The following is a 17,230-nucleotide window of genomic DNA, read 5'->3' on the forward strand; positions in this document are numbered from 1 at the left end:
TGCCCTTAGTAGCTTACCCTACTGGCTCTCTTGGAGATTACTTCTCCCGGTGATTGCAACTTGACAAGCGACGTGTGAAGATTCTCGTCAAACGAGCCTCTTCAACCTCGTCTTGCTTCTTCCATATCTCATTTTCAAGGTGCGTCGTTTTTTCTTTTTGTCGACCGCCTTGCGGCGACAAGAAATAATATATCACGGCCACAAACAAAATGCAACCCTTTTTTATAAAACCATTTATTCCCACAATAAACAAACAAAAAACCCTTCTTCTCATGCAGAAAAGAAGGGTTGTAAAATCCTTGGAGGAATTACGATGGATTGTCCGCCCGTTTGATCCACTCCGGTAAATCGCGGATCACATTTTCAACGGCTACATCCTGCGCATCTCCCGAGCGGCGAAGTTTCATCTCCACCAGACCATCCCCGGCTTTGGCTCCGACGGTAATCCGAACCGGAATTCCGAACAAATCCGCGTCTTTAAATTTGACACCCGCCCGTTCTTTACGGTCATCAAACAATACTTCATATCCGGCTTCCAATAATTCTTGGTACAACTTCTCCGCGGTTTTGGCCTGTACTTCATTTTTCATATTCACCGTAATCAGGTGAACCGTATAAGGGGCAATGGAAGCGGGCCAAATGATTCCCTGTTCATCATGATTCTGCTCCACAACGGATGCAACCGCGCGGGAGATGCCGATGCCGTAACATCCCATAATAAACGGCTGTTCTTTGCCGTTTTCATCCAAAAATCCGGCCTTCATTGCCACGCTGTAGCGGGTTCCCAACTTGAACACATGCCCCACTTCTATCCCGCGGCGCAGAGAAATCGCACCACCGCAACGGGGGCATCTGTCGCCTTCCTGGATATTTCTCAAATCGCCGGTCACATCCACTTCAAAATCTCGCACAGGTTGAACATGAATGAAATGATGATCGGCTTCATTGGCTCCGACAATCAGTTCACTCTGATTCATCACAGCCTGATCCGCCAACACTTTCACTTTTTTCTTCAAGCCCACCGGTCCAACGAACCCGGCAGGAGCCCCTGCGATTTCCTGTACGGTTTGATCATCGGCCAACTCACAAACCGTGGCATTCAACAGATTTTTCACCTTGACATCATTCACTTCATGATCTCCCCGCACCAAAACGAGCACAGGTTCCCCGTCCACCAAAAAGACAAGGCTTTTGGCAAGCTTTGAAACCGGCACATCCAAATATGTTGCAACCTCTTCAATGGTGCGCTTTTGCGGAGTGTGCACTTTTTCCATTTCTTCCACGGAAGCAACATCGGTAGTGTTTTCTTCCCCGGCCACTTCGGCCATTTCCACATTGGCAGAGTAATCACAGGATTCACAGATGACCACTGTATCTTCCCCTGCGTCCGCCAAAGCCATAAACTCATGGGTGCCTTTGCCGCCGATGGCACCGGAGTCGGCTTCCACCGCCCGAAATTCCAAACCGATGCGGGTGAAAATGTTTTTGTATGCCTGATACATCTTTTCATAGGTATCATTCAGCGAGTCCTGATCCGAATGAAACGAATAGGCATCTTTCATAATAAACTCCCGCCCTCTCAACAAGCCGGAACGCGGGCGTTTTTCATCCCGAAATTTGTTTTGGATCTGGTATAAAATCATCGGGAGTTTTTTATAGGAATTGATTTCTCCACGCAACAAATCGGTGATCACTTCCTCATGGGTGGGTCCGATCGCAAAAGGCCGGTCATGCCGGTCTTGCATCGTAAACAAGTCGGGCCCGTAAGTGTCCCAACGGCCGGACTCCTGCCATAATTCAGCCGGATGCAGTGTCGGCAACAACAACTCTTGACCTCCAATGCGATCCATCTCTTCGCGCACAATTTGTTCCACCTTATGTAAAACCCGGTATCCCAAAGGCAGGAAAGTATATATCCCCGCAGCTAATTGCCGGATGAATCCTCCGCGCAGCAACAGCTGGTGACTGATCATTTCTGCTTCCCCGACCGTCCGAAGTGTCGGAGCCATCATATTGTTTTGCCGCATATTCATCCCTCTCTTTTCAAAAAATGCCATTGTTTTTTATCATACATAAAACCATTGAAATAAAAAAGATCCATCCGCCACAAAAAAGGAAAACCGGCCCATCGATCAGAGCCGGGTTTCCGCTTTATCAAGTGAAGAACACTTTTTTTATGTCATTAAAAGTCACCACGAGCATCAACATCATCAGTAAAGCGAACCCAATAAAGTGAACCAGACTTTCCTTGTTCGGACTGATCGGACGGCCGCGAACCGCCTCGATCCCGATGAAAACCAGACGGCTTCCATCCAAAGCCGGGATCGGCAACAGATTAAAAATCCCCAGATTCAGGCTCAAAAGAGCGGTCCAACGGATGAGTGATTCATATCCGGCCTTAGCCGCCTCACCGGTGATGGAACCCATCTGGACAGGCCCGCCCAAACTTTTCAGACCCAGCTGTCCGGTCACCAACTTCCCGAATCCGTCCATGATCATGACAGACCAATCATACGTCTGCCTGAACCCGTCAATGGCTGCTTCCCAAAGGGTGGCGTCTCTTTTCATCTCATTGACATTAAAATAAACCCCGATTTGGTAGACTTCCCCGCTTTTTTGCGGTGTCACCGGAAAATCCAGTTTTTGTCCGTTTCTGTCCACCGTAATGGTCACCGTTTCCCCTTTGGATTCCAACAACTCATACCGCAACGAATCCATGGTATTCACTTTTTTGCCGTTAATGGCCACAATCAAATCATTTTCCCGGATCCCGGCCTTGGCTGCCGGTGAATCCGGAATGGCCTGATCAACCGGCAACCGATCTTCGATTCCGGTTACAAATGTGTAGATGGCAAACAGAATAATGGTCAACGCAATATTAAACAGCGGGCCGGCAAAAATGGTCATCGCCTTTTGTCCGGCAGTTTTGGAGCCAAACTGGCGGTCATACGGCGCAATTTGCAGTTCCGTTTTTTCACTGTAATGAATATTGGCTTGCGGATCCAGGAAATATTTTGCTTCATTTTCATCGGAATCTTCCAGCACCACATACAGCTGTCTTTCCAAATCCGCTTTCACAAGCCTTCCGACAATCAGAGACTCTGTTTCCAACCCTTGCGGATCATACAGGTACAAATGGTTCAGTTTCCCCTCCGGAGTTTGGGTCGCATAAACCATCGTCCCCTTTTTGATTTCAACCATCTCCGCATCTTCACCAGCCATGCGGACATAACCGCCCAAGGGCAAAATCCGGATGGAATAAAGCGTTTCCCCTCGTTTGGTTGCAAAAAGTTTCGGCCCGAAACCGATGGCAAATTCCCGCACCAGAATCCCTGCACGTTTTGCAAAGATAAAATGTCCCAGTTCATGTACAAAGACAAGTAAACTCAGGACCAACACAAATATCACTATGGTTTGCATGGACTATTCATCACCACCCTGGTTGATCACACGCCTTAAATCTAAGCCAACGGAACAAGACCGTCTTGTGCAAATTGGCGGGCCCATCTGTCTGCTTCTTCAATTTCTTCCAACGACGGATTGCTGACCGCCTGATGTGCATCCAGCGTCCGCTCGATAATCTCTTCAATGGCCAAAAAAGTACATTTTCCTTGTAAAAAGGTTTGCACCGCCACTTCATTCGCTGCATTTAACACAGCAGGCACCGTTCCCCCGGTTTTCCCGGCATCATAAGCCATTTTCAAACAAGGATACCGTTTGAAATCCATTTCTTTGAAATCGAGCCGGGATAATTGAACAAAATCCAAGCGTTTTGTCGTCAGTTGCATCCGTTTGGGGTAAGACAAAGCATATTGAATCGGAACCCTCATGTCCGGGGTGCCCAATTGAGCCATCACTGCACCGTCTTTAAATTCAACCATCGAATGGATGACACTCTGCGGATGAAGGACTACATCTATTTTCTCATAAGGAAAATCAAATAACCAGTGCGCTTCAATCACTTCAAATCCTTTGTTCATCATCGTGGCACTGTCAATGGTGATCTTGTTTCCCATTGCCCAGTTCGGATGATTTAACGCTTGTTCCACAGTTGCATCAACCAATTCTTCCCGGCTCCAATCACGAAACGCCCCCCCGGACGCTGTGATGATCACCCTTTCCACATCATCCATCCGCTCACCATGAAGACATTGAAAAAGTGCAGAATGCTCGCTGTCGATCGGCAACAACGGCACTTGATGTTTTTTGGCTTCCGCTGTCACAATATGGCCGGCTGTGACCAGGGTCTCTTTATTCGCCAATCCAATCTTTTTTCCTGCCCGAATGGCTTCCAGGGTCGGGACCAAGCCTTTGCTTCCGACCAAAGCGGAGACAAGATAGGTGGAGTCCGGACTTGCTGCAACCTCCTTCAAGCCTTCGTCTCCCCACATGACACGAACCTCGTCCCCCACTTCCCGCTTCACGGCTTCAGCCGCTTCCCGGGTGGCCATGGACACCAACCGGGGCTGAAATTCCTTCACTTGTTGTATCATCAAATTTGCATTGTTCCCGGCCGCCAAAGCGACCACTTCAAATTGTTCAGGGTGCTCTCTGATTACCGCCAGTGTGCTTGTTCCAATGGACCCAGTGGAACCGAGAATAGCCACCTTTTCTAACATTCCATAGCCCCTTTCAGTCATCACAGAAGTTGAACAAAGTGTAAAATGATAAACGTGAACAGCAAACTGTCAAAACGATCCAAAAATCCGCCATGCCCCGGCAAAAGTGAACCCGAGTCTTTGACACCTGTGCTTCTTTTCCATGCCGATTCGATGAGATCCCCGATTTGACCGACGATGGTGATCAATACGCCAATGGCCACGGCAAACAACAGATTGCCCAGATCGGGAAAAATGAAAAAGATGATGATGCTCAAAAGAGTTCCGCACAAAATTCCGCCAAGAGATCCTTCAATGGTTTTATTCGGGCTGATTTCCGGCATCAGCTTCTGCTTTCCCCATCGCTTGCCGATAAAATAAGCGCCGGTATCATTTGCCCAAGTGGCCAAAATGATCAACAAGGACCAAGCCAAACCGTTCTCTTGCCAAATCGTCACCATCATATAGGAAAATCCATATCCTATGTATATGGCACCCACAAACAAATAAGCCATTTGAAACAGATCAAATTGGTTCCGGCTGAAGACCATCCACAAAAAATACAGAATCAGCCCCAGGATGACCGGTGTGATTCCTTGCAAAAAAGCGAATCCGGAGAAGTTGGGTTGATTGGCAAGCACACTCAAAAAAACCATCAAGATCACAGCAACCCCGATAAAAATTTGCGGGGTGCGAGGCGAAATATTTTTCATTTTTGCATATTCAATAAAGGCCACAATTCCCAAAACAAGCAAGCAAATTGTATATAACCAGGCTTGGCTCATCAATCCCAGAAAAATCACAGCGCCCAATGTACCTGTAATAATTCTCTGTTTCATCGCTATTTCCCCTGTCTATTTACACCGCCCCGAAGCGTCTTGAACGATGCTGGAAATCTTCGATCGCCTGGTAAAAACATTCCGACGAGAAATCAGGCCACAACACATCCGTAAACCACAACTCACTGTATGCAAGCTGCCATAACAAGAAGTTGCTCACCCGGATTTCACCACTTGTCCGGATAACCAGATCGGGATCCGGCAATCCTTTGGTCAACAGATACTCGCTCATCAATTCTTCATTGACTTCTCCTTTATCAATATGACCATTTTCAATGTCTTCTATAATCCGGTGAACAGCCTCTATGATCTCGCTTCTTGCCCCGTAGTTAATGGCAAAATTCAATATCAACCCGGTATTGTCTTTGGTTTTTTCCTCAAACTCCATCAACGCTTTTTGCGTATAATCCGGTGTCTTGCTGATCCCGCCCAAAATCCGGACCTTGACGTTTCGCTTCATCAACTCTTGCAAATCGGTTTTCAAAAACTCCATGGGCAGCTTCATCAGATACTCCACTTCGTCTTTGGGTCTTTTCCAGTTTTCCGTTGAGAAGGAGTAAAAGGTTAATACTTCAACCCCCAGATCATCGGCGGCCCGGATAATTTCGCGGATCCGTTTCATTCCCGCGGCATGACCGGCCGTGCGCGGCATTCCCCTTTTTTTGGCCCAGCGTCCGTTTCCGTCGGTGATAATCGCCACATGCTTGGGCATGGGCGCTTTTTTGATCTTTTCTAACAAATCTTCGGCGGATGAAGTTTCATTCCCCTTGGATCCCATCAAACGCTTCATGGATTTGATCATAGAACATTCCTCCGCAAATAGGTCTCAAAATATCTTAGGTACGAATCAACCTTTTTCCTCCAACAATTCCTGATTTAGCCAGAAAACCCCCTCTGTGAAGAAGGGGTTTTCACCCGATGAGATCATTCCTCAGATTTCCAGAATTTCTTTCTCTTTGTCCGCAACCACATCATCCACTTTTTTAATATATTGATCCGTCAGTTTTTGGACTTCATCTTGGCCACGGCGCAGGGTGTCTTCCGGAATCTCCCCGTTTTTCTCCATTTTTTTCAATGTGTCGTTGGCATCACGACGGATGTTGCGAATCGCCACTTTGGCATCTTCGCCTGTTTTACGGACCAGTTTGACCAATTCGTTGCGCCGTTCTTCTGTCAAAGCCGGGATGGTGATGCGGATCACGGAACCGTCATTGTTGGGGTTCAACCCAAGCTCGGATTTTAAAATCCCGCGTTCAATTTCCGGCAATACCGATTTGTCCCACGGTTGGATCAGCAAGGTGCGGGGATCCGGAGTGGAAATATTGGCGACTTGGTTCACGGGCATTTCCGAACCGTAATATTCCACGACCACTTTATCCAACAATGAAGGATTGGCCCGTCCGGCACGAATTGAAACCAAATCTTTTTTTAAGACTTGCAGTGCCTTTTCCATCTTCTCCTGAGCTTGCTTTTTTACTTCATCCATATGCTTACACACTCCCTTTTACCAATGTTCCGATTTGCTCTCCCAAAAGCACACGCCGAATGTTTCCTTCTTCGGAGATATTAAAAACAATGAGCGGAATGTCGTTATCCATACACAAGGACGAAGCTGTGGAATCCATTACTTTCAAGCCTTTGTTCAAGATTTCCAGATAAGTCAGCGTATCATATTTTTTGGCGGTCGGCTCTTTCTTGGGATCTGCAGTGTAAACGCCATCCACATTGTTTTTGGCCATCAAAATGACTTCTGCTTCGATCTCAGCCGCTCTGAGCGCCGAGGTCGTATCCGTCGAGAAAAACGGATTGCCGTTTCCGCCGGCAAAGATCACAACCCGGCCTTTTTCCAAGTGGCGAATGGCGCGCCGGCGGATATACGGCTCGGCGACTTGTCGCATTTCAATGGCGGTTTGCACACGGGTCGGCACATCGATGCTTTCCAACGCATCTTGCAATGCCAACGAGTTCATCACCGTGGCGAGCATTCCCATGTAATCGGCAGTGGCCCGGTCAATTCCGCGGGATGATCCCTGAATGCCGCGCCAAATATTGCCGCCTCCCACAACCACAGCCACTTCCACACCGAGTTCGACCACTTCTTTGATTTGTTTGGCCAGCGATTGGATCACGTTAGCATCAATTCCATAACCCCGCTCTCCGGCCAAGGCTTCACCACTTAATTTTAAGATAACTCGCTTATATTTGGGAGTACTCATCGTTTTCCTCCGTTCGTACAAAATCAATATAGATGAATTTTCCTTCAAATCATACAACTTGTCCAGTTTGTTCAAAGAACTTCTAAAAAAATGGGAACACCAAGTTCGTGTTCCCATGTAATTTGTCAACCTTTCTTGACTTGGGACATAACCTCTTCCGCAAAGTTATCTTCACGTTTTTCGAGACCTTCGCCCATTTCGTAACGCACAAAACGACGGATATTGATGTTTTCACCGATCTTGGCGATCATTTCTTTTACCAGTTGATCGATGGTTTTATCCGGGTCTTTGACAAAAGGTTGATCCAAAAGGCAAATGTCTTTGAAATGTTTTTGCAAACGTCCTTCCACCATTTTGTCAACAATGTGTTCCGGTTTGCCTTCTTGAAGCGCTTGTTGTTTTAAAATTTCCCGTTCTTTTTCCACAACGCTTTCCGGAATTTCTTCGCTGCGTACATATTGCGGATTCATTGCGGCAATTTGCATGGCGATATCCCGGACAAAGTTTTTAAAGTCTTCGTTTTTCGCAACGAAATCGGTTTCACAGTTCACTTCCACCAGAACACCGATCCGGCCTCCGGCATGTATGTAGGATTCAACAACCCCTTCCGCTGCGATGCGGTCTGATTTTTTGGCCGCTTTGGCGATTCCTTTTTCACGGAGATATTCGATCGCTTTTTCCATGTCTCCGTTGGTTTCGGTTAAAGCTTTTTTACAATCCATCATTCCCGCGCCTGTTTTTTGACGCAGTTCTTTTACTTGTTGTGCGCTGATTGCCATGAATGCTCCTCCTTTTTTGGTATAGCGTATAAAAAGAGGGGGCCGGCATGAGCCCTGTCATGCCACCCTCTTCATTTTCCGGTCAGGAAGCCGTTGTTGTTTCGCTCGGTTGCTGTTGTTGCTGTTGTTCCCCTTGTTTTCCTTCCAGAATGGCATCGGCGATTTTTCCGGTGAAAAGACGAACCGCACGGATGGCATCGTCGTTCCCCGGAATGACATAGTCGATTTCATCCGGATCACAGTTGGTATCCACAATGGCAATGATCGGGATGTTCAACTTGCGGGCTTCAGCAACCGCAATCCGTTCTTTGCGCGGATCAATCACAAAAATGGCATCCGGCAATTTTTTCATGTATTTGATCCCGCCGAGGAATTTTTCCAATTTTGCCTGCTCTTTTTTCAGCAGAACCACTTCTTTTTTCGGCAATACATCAAAGGTGCCGTCTTCTTCCATGCGTTCCAATTCATGAAGGCGTTCGATGCGTTTGCGGATGGTTTGGAAGTTCGTCAGGGTTCCTCCCAACCAACGGTGGTTGACATAAAACATGTTGGAACGGGTGGCTTCTTCTTTTACAGCTTCTTGTGCTTGTTTTTTCGTTCCAACAAACAAAATGTTTCCGTCATTTGCAGCCAGGTCACGAACGAAATTGTAAGCCTGCTCCATCATTTTCACGGTTTTTTGCAAATCAATGATATAAATGCCGTTGCGTTCCGTGAAAATGTACTTTTTCATTTTCGGGTTCCAACGACGTGTTTGATGACCGAAATGAACCCCAGCTTCCAATAATTGTTTCATTGATACAACTGCCATTTAAAAAATCCTCCTTATTGGTTATTCCTCCGCCAAAGTCATCGCAAGCAGAAACCACTTTCACATGGCACCACTGCCTGCTTTCCTTGACGTGTGTTTTACACCATTGATGAATATACCATATTCATCAAAGCCATCGCAAGAAAAAAACTCCCGTGACACGTCAATTCGAAAAAAACGCCGAATTTCCTTCTTTATAATATATACTGGCTCAAATCACGGTCTTTCACTATATCTTGCAATCGTTCTCTCACATATTCCGGTGTGATCTTGATTTCGCCGGCTCCGATTTCAGGCGCCTCAAAGGACAATTCCTCCAGCAACCGCTCCAAAACGGTGTGGAGACGGCGGGCTCCGATATTTTCCGTCGCGCTGTTCACTTCCGCCGACAAGCGGGCAATCTCACGGATGGCTTCATCGGTGAAGGTCACCCGGATGCCCTCTGTTTCCAACAACGCCGTGTACTGTTTGATCAGCGCGCTTTTGGGCTCGGTTAAAATCCTTACAAAATCATCGGCCGTCAAATCGCTCAGTTCGACACGGATCGGGAAGCGGCCCTGAAGTTCGGGAATCAGATCCGACGGTTTGGACACATGAAACGCCCCTGCGGCGATAAACAAAATGTGATCGGTTTTCACCGGCCCGTATTTGGTCATCACCGTCGAACCCTCCACGATCGGCAAAATGTCGCGCTGCACGCCTTCACGGGAGACATCCGGGCCATGTCCGTCCTTCCCGGCCACTTTATCAATTTCATCCAAAAAGATGATTCCCGATTGCTCCACCCGTTCCAAAGCTTCCTGGGTGACTTGGTCCATGTCGATTAATTTTTGCCCTTCCTGCTGGGTTAATATTTCGCGGGCCTCTTTCACCGTGACTCTCCGCTTTTTGGTTTTCTTCGGCATCAAATGCCCGAGCATCTCCTGCATGTTCATTCCCATTTGTTCCGCGCCGGTTCCGGCAAACATGTCAAACATGGCCGGAGCCTGCTCTTCCACTTCGATTTCGATCACGCGGTCTTCCAGTTCTCCGCGCAATAACTTCTCCTTGAGGATCCGCCGGTCTTCTTTCAGCTTGCTTTCATCCTGTTGCGTCTGACTGGCCGGGGGGGAGGATTGATTTTGTTGGAATAGAAACTCAATCGGATTTTTAAAAGTTGGCGCGGCCTTTTTGCCGGGGGCCAGAATTTCGACAATCCGGTCATTGGCCATGGCACGCGCCTCATCCTTCACACTTTCCAACTTTTCTTTTTTCACCATGCGAACCCCGGTCTCCACCAAATCGCGGACCATGGATTCCACATCCCGGCCGACATAACCCACTTCGGTGAATTTGGTGGCTTCCAGTTTGACGAAAGGCGCACCGACCAACTTCGCCAGCCTGCGGGCAATCTCGGTTTTTCCCACCCCTGTCGGGCCAATCATCAAAATGTTTTTGGGAACCACTTCATCTTTCAGTTCATCCGGCAACAGCGTGCGGCGGTAACGGTTCCGGAGAGCGATCGCAACGGCGCGTTTTGCTTCATTCTGCCCGATGATGTACTTATCCAATTCTGCAACAATTTGCCGGGGAGTCCATTTTTCTCGAGGGTTGTACACGGGCGCCATCATGAGACCTCCTCAACCAGAATTTGATTGTTGGTAAACACGCAAACTTCGCTGGCAATGGTTAATGCGGCTTCAGCCATTTCTTTTGCGGACAGATGGGGCGCATACCGTTTCAACGCCCTGCCGGCAGACAATGCAAAGCTTCCTCCCGAACCGATCGCCAACATCCCGTCATCCGGCTCGATCACTTCACCGGTACCGGAGATCAAAAACAATTTCTCCACGTTCATCACGATCATCATGGCTTCCAGTTTCCGCAAAACCTTATCGGAACGCCATTCCTTGGCCAGTTCCACCGCTGCCCTCGCCAGGTTCCCATGGTATTCTTCCAGCTTCCTTTCAAACTTCTCAAACAGCGTCATCGCATCCGCGACGGATCCGGCAAAACCGGCCACCACTTTTCCGTGATACAAGCGGCGCACTTTTTTCGCGCCGTGTTTCATGATCATTTGATTGCCAAAAGTCACCTGACCGTCTCCGGCCATGGCCGCTTTTCCTTCATGCTGTATGGCAAAGATGGTCGTTGCATGAAAATCTCCCAATCTTGGTTCCCCCTTTTTCCGGGCCAATCGAAATTTCCCGTCAATCATGCATGATCGTTTGAAAATGCCGCATCAAGAAGAGACGGGGACTTGTTTGCGAAATTCCTCAATACTTTCCAAAGCGCGTTCAGCGTATTTTTCCGCCCGCTCTTTCTTGTTGCGGATCCGTTTGGGCAAAGCTTCAAATAATCCGAAGTTTGCATTCATCGGCTGAAAATGTTTCGGATCGGTATGGGTGATATAATGAGCCAGGCTTCCAATGGCTGTCGTCCGGGGCGGAACCGTCAGTTCTTCCCCCTTTACCAGACGGGCGGCATTGATGCCCGCAATGAGACCGGACGCCGCCGACTCCACATAACCTTCCACTCCGGTCATTTGGCCGGCAAAGAACAGTTGGTCATTTTTCCTGAATTGATAGGTGGGAAGAAGAAGTTTGGGTGAATTGATAAATGTGTTCCGGTGCATCACCCCGTACCGGACGATCTCGGCATTTTCCAAACCGGGAATCATCCGGATGACTTCTTTTTGCGGCCCCCATTTCAAATGGGTTTGGAAGCCGACAATATTGTAAAGGGTGCCGGCACTGTTGTCCTGCCGCAGTTGCACGACGGCAAACGGCTGTTTTCCGGTCCGCGGATCGGTTAACCCGACCGGCTTCATGGGACCGAACAACAATGTTTTTTTCCCTCTTTTGGCGAGCACTTCAACCGGCATGCATCCCTCAAAGAAAATTTCTTTTTCAAAATCCTTCAAGGGCGCTGTCTCCGCTTGAATCAACGCCTCATAAAAACGGTCAAACTCTTCTTCCGTCATGGGACAGTTGATATAAGCGGCTTCCCCTTTATCATAACGGGACTGGACAAAAACTTTTTCCATATCGATTGAATCTTTTTCGACAATGGGAGCCGCTGCATCATAAAAGTACAAATATTCCTCGCCGGTCAAAGCCTTCAGTTTTTCCGACAGCGTCTTGGATGTGAGCGGACCGGTGGCGATCACGGTCGGCCCCTCGGGCAATTCGGTGATTTCTTCATGATAAATTTCAATGTTGGGATGGCGGGAAAGCGTTTGGGTGATTTCCTCCGAAAAACTTTCCCGGTCCACGGCAAGCGCTCCGCCGGCCGGAACCGCATGCCGGTCTGCCGCTTTCATCACAATGGAATGGAGGCGGCGCATTTCTTCTTTTAACACGCCCACCGCATTGGTCAACGATGCGCTTCTCAACGAGTTGCTGCACACCAATTCGGCAAATTGCCCCCCGCGATGGGCGGGTGTCATTTTCACGGGCCTCATTTCATACAATTTCACTTTGATTCCGCGCTCGGCGATTTGCCAAGCGGCTTCGCTTCCTGCCAACCCCGCTCCCACAACAGTCACTTGTGTCATCTTTTTACGTCCCCTCCGTCAATTTTTTTCTTCTTCATAATCACAAACGGTACAACGAATCATGGTCTGCTTTTTCTTTGCTTTTTTCTCCACCATCAGGTTCCCGCACTTCGGGCATGGACGGGGAACCGGCCGGTCCCACGAAACAAAATCGCATTCCGGGTATCGGCTGCATCCGTAAAACAGTCGGGATTTTTTGCTCTTCCGTTCAACGATTTCCCCTTCTTTGCATTTGGGGCACGGGACCCCGGTCGATTTGACAATCGGTTTGGTATTGCGGCAATCCGGAAAAGCGGAACAAGCCAAAAACTTCCCGTAGCGGCCGAACTTGTATACCATCGGGCTGCCACACTTTTCACAGACTTCCCCGGACACTTCGTCTTGGATTTCCACTTCTTCCATCTCTTTTTCCGCCACGGACAACTGTTTTTGAAACGGATGATAAAACCGGTCCAAAATTTCAATCCAATCGGCTTTTCCTTCCTCCACCTTGTCCAGGTCTTCTTCCAGATTGGCCGTAAACTCCACATTTAAGATTTCCGGGAAAAACTGCTGCATTAAATCAATCACAATTTCCCCCAGCTCGGAAGGAACAAAACGTTTATCTTCCAGAAGGACATATCCCCGTTTCTGGATGGTATCCAAAATCGGGGCGTAAGTACTCGGGCGCCCAATCCCTTTATCTTCCAGCTCTTTGACGAGGCTGGCTTCGGTATAACGGGGCGGAGGTTGGGTGAAATGTTGTTTGGGCTCAACGGACTTCCGCTTTAACACCTGCCCCTTGGCGAGCTCCGGCAAAAACTTGTCTTCTTCCTTTTTCTTCTGATCCTCGCCTTCCACATACACTTTCATAAATCCCGGGAACTTGACTTTGGATCCGCTTGCCTTAAACAACGCTTCCCCGACCCGAATATTTGCCGAAACCGCATCAAAAACGGCCGGCGCCATTTGAGAAGACACAAAACGGTCCCAAATCAATTTGTACAACCGGTATTGGTCCCGGGACAAATAACTTTTGATTTCTGACGGAACCCGGAAGACAGAGGTCGGACGAATCGCTTCGTGGGCATCTTGCGCGCCCGATTTCTGTTTGTGCGAGTGCGGTGTTTTCGGCAAGTATTCCGCTCCAAATGTTTCGGTGATGTATTCGCGCGCTTCGCTTTGGGCCGTTTTCGAAATCCGGGTGGAATCCGTCCGCATATAGGTGATCAGCCCCACCGTTCCTTGTTTGCCAATGTCCACCCCTTCATATAACTGCTGGGCGACCGCCATCGTCTTCTGGGCGCGAAAACCGAGCTTCCGGGCGGCTTCCTGCTGCAACGTGCTCGTGATAAACGGGCCGGCCGGATTTCGTCTGCGTTCGCTGGTTTTCACCTCTTCGACAACGAAGCGCTTTCCCTTGATTGCTTCAAGCAGTTGATCCACATCTTCTTTGGAACCCAACTTCGTTTTCTTTTTTCCGTAACCGTAAAATTTGGCTTCAAAAGGCTCTTCGCCGCTTAACAGAACGGCCGTCACGGTCCAGTACTCTTCTGGTTTGAACTCCCGGATTTCATTTTCCCGGTCGATGATCAACTTGACCGCCACCGATTGGACCCGTCCGGCACTCAAGCCTTTTTTCACCTTCTTCCACAACAGCGGGCTGATGTTATAACCCACCAGCCGATCCAAAATCCGCCTCGCCTGTTGGGCATTCACCAAGTCCATGTTGATTTCCCGGGGATGCTTGAATGCTTCTTTGACGGCTTGTTTGGTGATTTCATTGAAAACGACCCGGCATTTTTGCTCCAGCGGAACATTCAAACTGTGTGCCAGATGCCAGGCAATCGCTTCACCTTCCCGGTCCGGGTCCGCCGCCAGATAGACCTTTTCCACTTTTTTCTTGGCATCACGCAATTCTTTTAAGATATCCCCTTTTCCGCGGACGGTGATATATTTGGGTTCAAACTGTTTTTCCACATTGACGCCCATCTGGCTTTTGGGCAAATCCCGCACATGTCCCATGGAAGCTTTCACGATGTATTTGCTTCCCAAATATTTTTTTATGGTTTTGGCTTTAGCCGGTGATTCAACAATCACTAGTGAATCGGCCATCTATGGCCCTCCCCTCATTCTTGCCACTTCTCTTATTTGCACTCGTATTTGATACAATACCAAATTGTGACCAAAGTGTTCAACTTCCGGACACTTGGTTTGAAGATGCTTTGTTGCATCACTTGCGGATATACCGGGCTCCGGGAAGGGAGGCAATCACCTGCTTCATCTCCAAGGTGACCAGTGCCTGATGGATTTCTCCCGGAGCCCTTTGTTGATCAAACCGCTCCAACAACTGATTGATGTGGATTGGTTCATCCAACGGAATTTGTCCGTAGATTTGCTCTTCTATATCATTTAAGTCAATCGGACTCAAATTATGCAAACCGTCCGGAAGGGTGCCGGTCAAAGAGAGTCCCTCCAGCTCTTCCAGGATATCTGACGGCTGGCGCACGCATTTTGCCCCGTCCTGGATCAGTTTTAATGTTCCCTGGCTTTGGACGGAAGTCATCATCCCCGGAACCGCAAAAACTTCCCTTCCTTGCTCCATGCTGAACCCGGCAGTGATCAAAGACCCCGATTTTTCCGCAGCTTCCACCACCAGCGTTCCGTACGAAAGGCCGCTGATAATCCGGTTCCGTCTGGGAAAGACCCCGGGATGGGGCCGGGTGCCGGGAGGCATTTCGGAAATTACCGCCCCGTGCTCCACCAACTGCTCATAAAGCCGGCGATGATTTTTGGGATAAATGACATCCACCCCCGTCCCCAAAACGGCAATGGTTTTGCCTCCCACCCGCAGTGCGGACCGGTGTGCCTCTCCGTCGATTCCGTTGGCCATCCCGCTGACGATAGTCCACCCACGTTCCGCCAACGGCGTCACCAGCTCCCGCGTTGCCCGGAGTCCGTAAGGCGTCGGTTTTCTTGTTCCAACCACGGCAAGCGATTTTTGCGCCAACAAAGATGAATCCCCACGAATATATAACACCCACGGCGGTTGGGCAATCTCTTTCAACAAAGAAGGATAGGCCGGATCAAAAAACGTCACGGTCTGAATCTGCATTTTTCCCAGGTTTCGCATCACTTTTTCAACCAACGCGGAAGTTAATTCGCTTTTCACCTTCCTGATCACTATTTGCCTCACCTGGGACCGCGTCAACCGGTTCAATAAATCGTCCGGCACGGGCTCTTGCGGTTTCCATCCCGCTTGAATCAATGAATGAATGGTGTGCCATCCCACCGACTGAATGTGATCCAATGCGATCAGCCAAGAGTAAGCATGCAACGGCCAACACCTCTTTTGCAAGAAAATGAATATCTTCTTAAAGTCGACACCTGTGATGCGTTCAGGTCTTTTTTCCAATATTACAAAGTACCATTTCCCCGCCATTTCTCCTTCCGCCGGATCCTGATTTCCCCAAAAACCATCACTGCCGCGGCCCTTCCCAATAAAAAAAGGGAACCTAAAAGGTTCCCTTCATTCATCACTTTGCCGTCACTTCGTCCAACAACCCTTTTTCCTCCAAGACTTTCACAAGGGTTTCGCCGATGACAGCCGGTGTTTCCGCCACTTTTACGCCACAGCGTTCCAACGTGGCAATTTTTTCGGCAGCGGTTCCTTTTCCTCCGGAGATAATCGCACCCGCGTGTCCCATGCGTTTTCCGGGAGGTGCGGTTTGTCCGCCGATAAAGCCGACCACCGGTTTTGTCATATGGGCTTTGATCCATTCGGCCGCTTCTTCTTCTGCCGTACCGCCGATTTCCCCGATCATGATCACCGCTTTGGTGTCCGGATCTTCTTCAAAAGCTTTCAAACAATCAATGAAGTTTGTCCCGTTGATCGGATCGCCCCCGATGCCGACTGCCGTCGATTGGCCGATCCCGCGTGTGCTCAATTGATGGACGGCTTCATAGGTGAGCGTTCCGCTCCGCGATACGATCCCGACATGTCCGGGAACATGAATGTATCCCGGCATAATTCCGATTTTGCACTCGCCCGGAGTGATGACACCCGGACAGTTCGGGCCGATCAGGCGTGTCTTTTTCCCCTCCATGTACCGTCTTACTTTCACCATGTCCAATACCGGGATGCCTTCGGTGATGCACACGACCAACTCCAATCCGGCATCCACCGCTTCCATGATGGCATCGGCTGCAAAGGCCGGAGGCACATAAATCGCAGAAGCATTGGCCCCGGTCGCTTCCACGGCTTCCTGCACCGTGTTGAAAACGGGAACTCCTTCGATCTCCTGTCCCCCTTTCCCCGGGGTGACACCGCCGACCACTTGTGTCCCGTACTCAATCGCCTGTTTGGTATGAAACAATCCGGTTGACCCTGTAATTCCCTGGATGATCACTTTTGTATCCTTATTTACAAAAATACTCATCTAAAACTCCCACCTTTCTCGGGCGATCTGTCAT

15 protein-coding genes are annotated in these 17,230 nt (G+C 49.0%); all 15 read right to left on the reverse strand.

Annotation, left to right across the window (positions count from 1 at the left end; translation table 11 throughout):
• Positions 1-308: 308 nt before the first annotated feature.
• The 15 genes from I8U23_RS03145 to sucD all read right to left on the reverse strand — a co-directional run bounded on the left by I8U23_RS03145 (position 309) and on the right by sucD (position 17,196).
• A complete protein-coding gene (locus I8U23_RS03145; RefSeq protein ID WP_198050734.1) occupies positions 309-2,027 on the reverse strand; it encodes a proline--tRNA ligase in 1,719 nt (572 codons plus the stop codon).
• Between the two features lie 127 nt (positions 2,028-2,154).
• The gene (rseP, locus tag I8U23_RS03150) at positions 2,155-3,420 is read right to left on the reverse strand and encodes an RIP metalloprotease RseP (protein WP_198050735.1); all 1,266 of its coding nucleotides are present in this window, start codon (positions 3,418-3,420) and stop codon (positions 2,155-2,157) included.
• Positions 3,421-3,461: 41 nt separating this feature from the next.
• Positions 3,462-4,619 (reverse strand): 1-deoxy-D-xylulose-5-phosphate reductoisomerase, encoded by a 1,158-nt coding sequence (locus I8U23_RS03155; RefSeq protein WP_037997195.1) that lies wholly within the window; start codon positions 4,617-4,619, stop codon positions 3,462-3,464.
• A 20-nt stretch (positions 4,620-4,639) separates the two neighbouring features.
• Positions 4,640-5,437, reverse strand: coding sequence for a phosphatidate cytidylyltransferase (locus I8U23_RS03160; RefSeq protein ID WP_037997197.1), 798 nt, complete (start codon positions 5,435-5,437; stop codon positions 4,640-4,642).
• A 19-nt stretch (positions 5,438-5,456) separates the two neighbouring features.
• Positions 5,457-6,239, reverse strand: coding sequence for an undecaprenyl pyrophosphate synthase (locus tag I8U23_RS03165; RefSeq protein WP_037997201.1), 783 nt, complete (start codon positions 6,237-6,239; stop codon positions 5,457-5,459).
• A gap of 129 nt (positions 6,240-6,368) precedes the next feature.
• Positions 6,369-6,923, reverse strand: coding sequence for a ribosome recycling factor (gene frr / locus I8U23_RS03170; protein ID WP_037997203.1), 555 nt, complete (start codon positions 6,921-6,923; stop codon positions 6,369-6,371).
• Positions 6,924-6,927: 4 nt separating this feature from the next.
• Entirely contained in the window at positions 6,928-7,653 is a 726-nt protein-coding gene (gene pyrH / locus I8U23_RS03175) for a UMP kinase (protein WP_037997206.1), read from the reverse strand.
• 125 nt (positions 7,654-7,778) lie between these two features.
• On the reverse strand, positions 7,779-8,432 hold the full coding sequence (gene tsf, locus I8U23_RS03180; RefSeq protein ID WP_049720233.1) for a translation elongation factor Ts: 654 nt from the start codon (positions 8,430-8,432) through the stop codon (positions 7,779-7,781).
• An 82-nt stretch (positions 8,433-8,514) separates the two neighbouring features.
• Positions 8,515-9,243 (reverse strand): 30S ribosomal protein S2, encoded by a 729-nt coding sequence (rpsB, locus tag I8U23_RS03185; protein ID WP_037997210.1) that lies wholly within the window; start codon positions 9,241-9,243, stop codon positions 8,515-8,517.
• A gap of 194 nt (positions 9,244-9,437) precedes the next feature.
• Positions 9,438-10,850, reverse strand: coding sequence for an ATP-dependent protease ATPase subunit HslU (gene hslU / locus I8U23_RS03190; protein WP_049720235.1), 1,413 nt, complete (start codon positions 10,848-10,850; stop codon positions 9,438-9,440).
• Entirely contained in the window at positions 10,850-11,392 is a 543-nt protein-coding gene (gene hslV / locus I8U23_RS03195; RefSeq protein ID WP_037997217.1) for an ATP-dependent protease subunit HslV, read from the reverse strand. The genes hslU and hslV overlap by 1 nt, the downstream gene beginning before the upstream one ends.
• 72 nt (positions 11,393-11,464) lie before the next feature.
• A complete protein-coding gene (gene trmFO / locus I8U23_RS03200) occupies positions 11,465-12,778 on the reverse strand; it encodes an FADH(2)-oxidizing methylenetetrahydrofolate--tRNA-(uracil(54)-C(5))-methyltransferase TrmFO (protein ID WP_037997220.1) in 1,314 nt (437 codons plus the stop codon).
• Positions 12,779-12,796: 18 nt separating this feature from the next.
• Positions 12,797-14,872 carry a type I DNA topoisomerase gene (gene topA, locus I8U23_RS03205; RefSeq protein WP_037997223.1) on the reverse strand — a complete coding sequence of 692 codons (2,076 nt, stop codon included), beginning with the start codon at positions 14,870-14,872 and terminating at the stop codon, positions 12,797-12,799.
• 118 nt (positions 14,873-14,990) lie between these two features.
• The gene (gene dprA / locus I8U23_RS03210; protein WP_198050736.1) at positions 14,991-16,094 is read right to left on the reverse strand and encodes a DNA-processing protein DprA; all 1,104 of its coding nucleotides are present in this window, start codon (positions 16,092-16,094) and stop codon (positions 14,991-14,993) included.
• 199 nt (positions 16,095-16,293) lie between these two features.
• The gene (gene sucD, locus I8U23_RS03215) at positions 16,294-17,196 is read right to left on the reverse strand and encodes a succinate--CoA ligase subunit alpha (RefSeq protein ID WP_037997229.1); all 903 of its coding nucleotides are present in this window, start codon (positions 17,194-17,196) and stop codon (positions 16,294-16,296) included.
• Positions 17,197-17,230: the final 34 nt, after the last annotated feature.

It is taken from the genome of Thermoactinomyces sp. CICC 10735 (assembly GCF_016055175.1).
Taxonomy (GTDB): domain Bacteria; phylum Bacillota; class Bacilli; order Thermoactinomycetales; family Thermoactinomycetaceae; genus Thermoactinomyces; species Thermoactinomyces vulgaris.

What these genes read in the sequence shown, in the direction of transcription:
- I8U23_RS03145 (WP_198050734.1), bottom strand. Translation starts at nt 2,027, where the DNA reads ATGCGGCAAAACAATATGATGGCTCCGACACTTCGGACGGTCGGGGAA.
- rseP (WP_198050735.1), bottom strand. Translation starts at nt 3,420, where the DNA reads ATGCAAACCATAGTGATATTTGTGTTGGTCCTGAGTTTACTTGTCTTT.
- I8U23_RS03155 (WP_037997195.1), bottom strand. Translation starts at nt 4,619, where the DNA reads ATGTTAGAAAAGGTGGCTATTCTCGGTTCCACTGGGTCCATTGGAACA.
- I8U23_RS03160 (WP_037997197.1), bottom strand. Translation starts at nt 5,437, where the DNA reads ATGAAACAGAGAATTATTACAGGTACATTGGGCGCTGTGATTTTTCTG.
- I8U23_RS03165 (WP_037997201.1), bottom strand. Translation starts at nt 6,239, where the DNA reads ATGATCAAATCCATGAAGCGTTTGATGGGATCCAAGGGGAATGAAACT.
- frr (WP_037997203.1), bottom strand. Translation starts at nt 6,923, where the DNA reads ATGGATGAAGTAAAAAAGCAAGCTCAGGAGAAGATGGAAAAGGCACTG.
- pyrH (WP_037997206.1), bottom strand. Translation starts at nt 7,653, where the DNA reads ATGAGTACTCCCAAATATAAGCGAGTTATCTTAAAATTAAGTGGTGAA.
- tsf (WP_049720233.1), bottom strand. Translation starts at nt 8,432, where the DNA reads ATGGCAATCAGCGCACAACAAGTAAAAGAACTGCGTCAAAAAACAGGC.
- rpsB (WP_037997210.1), bottom strand. Translation starts at nt 9,243, where the DNA reads ATGGCAGTTGTATCAATGAAACAATTATTGGAAGCTGGGGTTCATTTC.
- hslU (WP_049720235.1), bottom strand. Translation starts at nt 10,850, where the DNA reads ATGGCGCCCGTGTACAACCCTCGAGAAAAATGGACTCCCCGGCAAATT.
- trmFO (WP_037997220.1), bottom strand. Translation starts at nt 12,778, where the DNA reads ATGACACAAGTGACTGTTGTGGGAGCGGGGTTGGCAGGAAGCGAAGCC.
- topA (WP_037997223.1), bottom strand. Translation starts at nt 14,872, where the DNA reads ATGGCCGATTCACTAGTGATTGTTGAATCACCGGCTAAAGCCAAAACC.
- sucD (WP_037997229.1), bottom strand. Translation starts at nt 17,196, where the DNA reads ATGAGTATTTTTGTAAATAAGGATACAAAAGTGATCATCCAGGGAATT.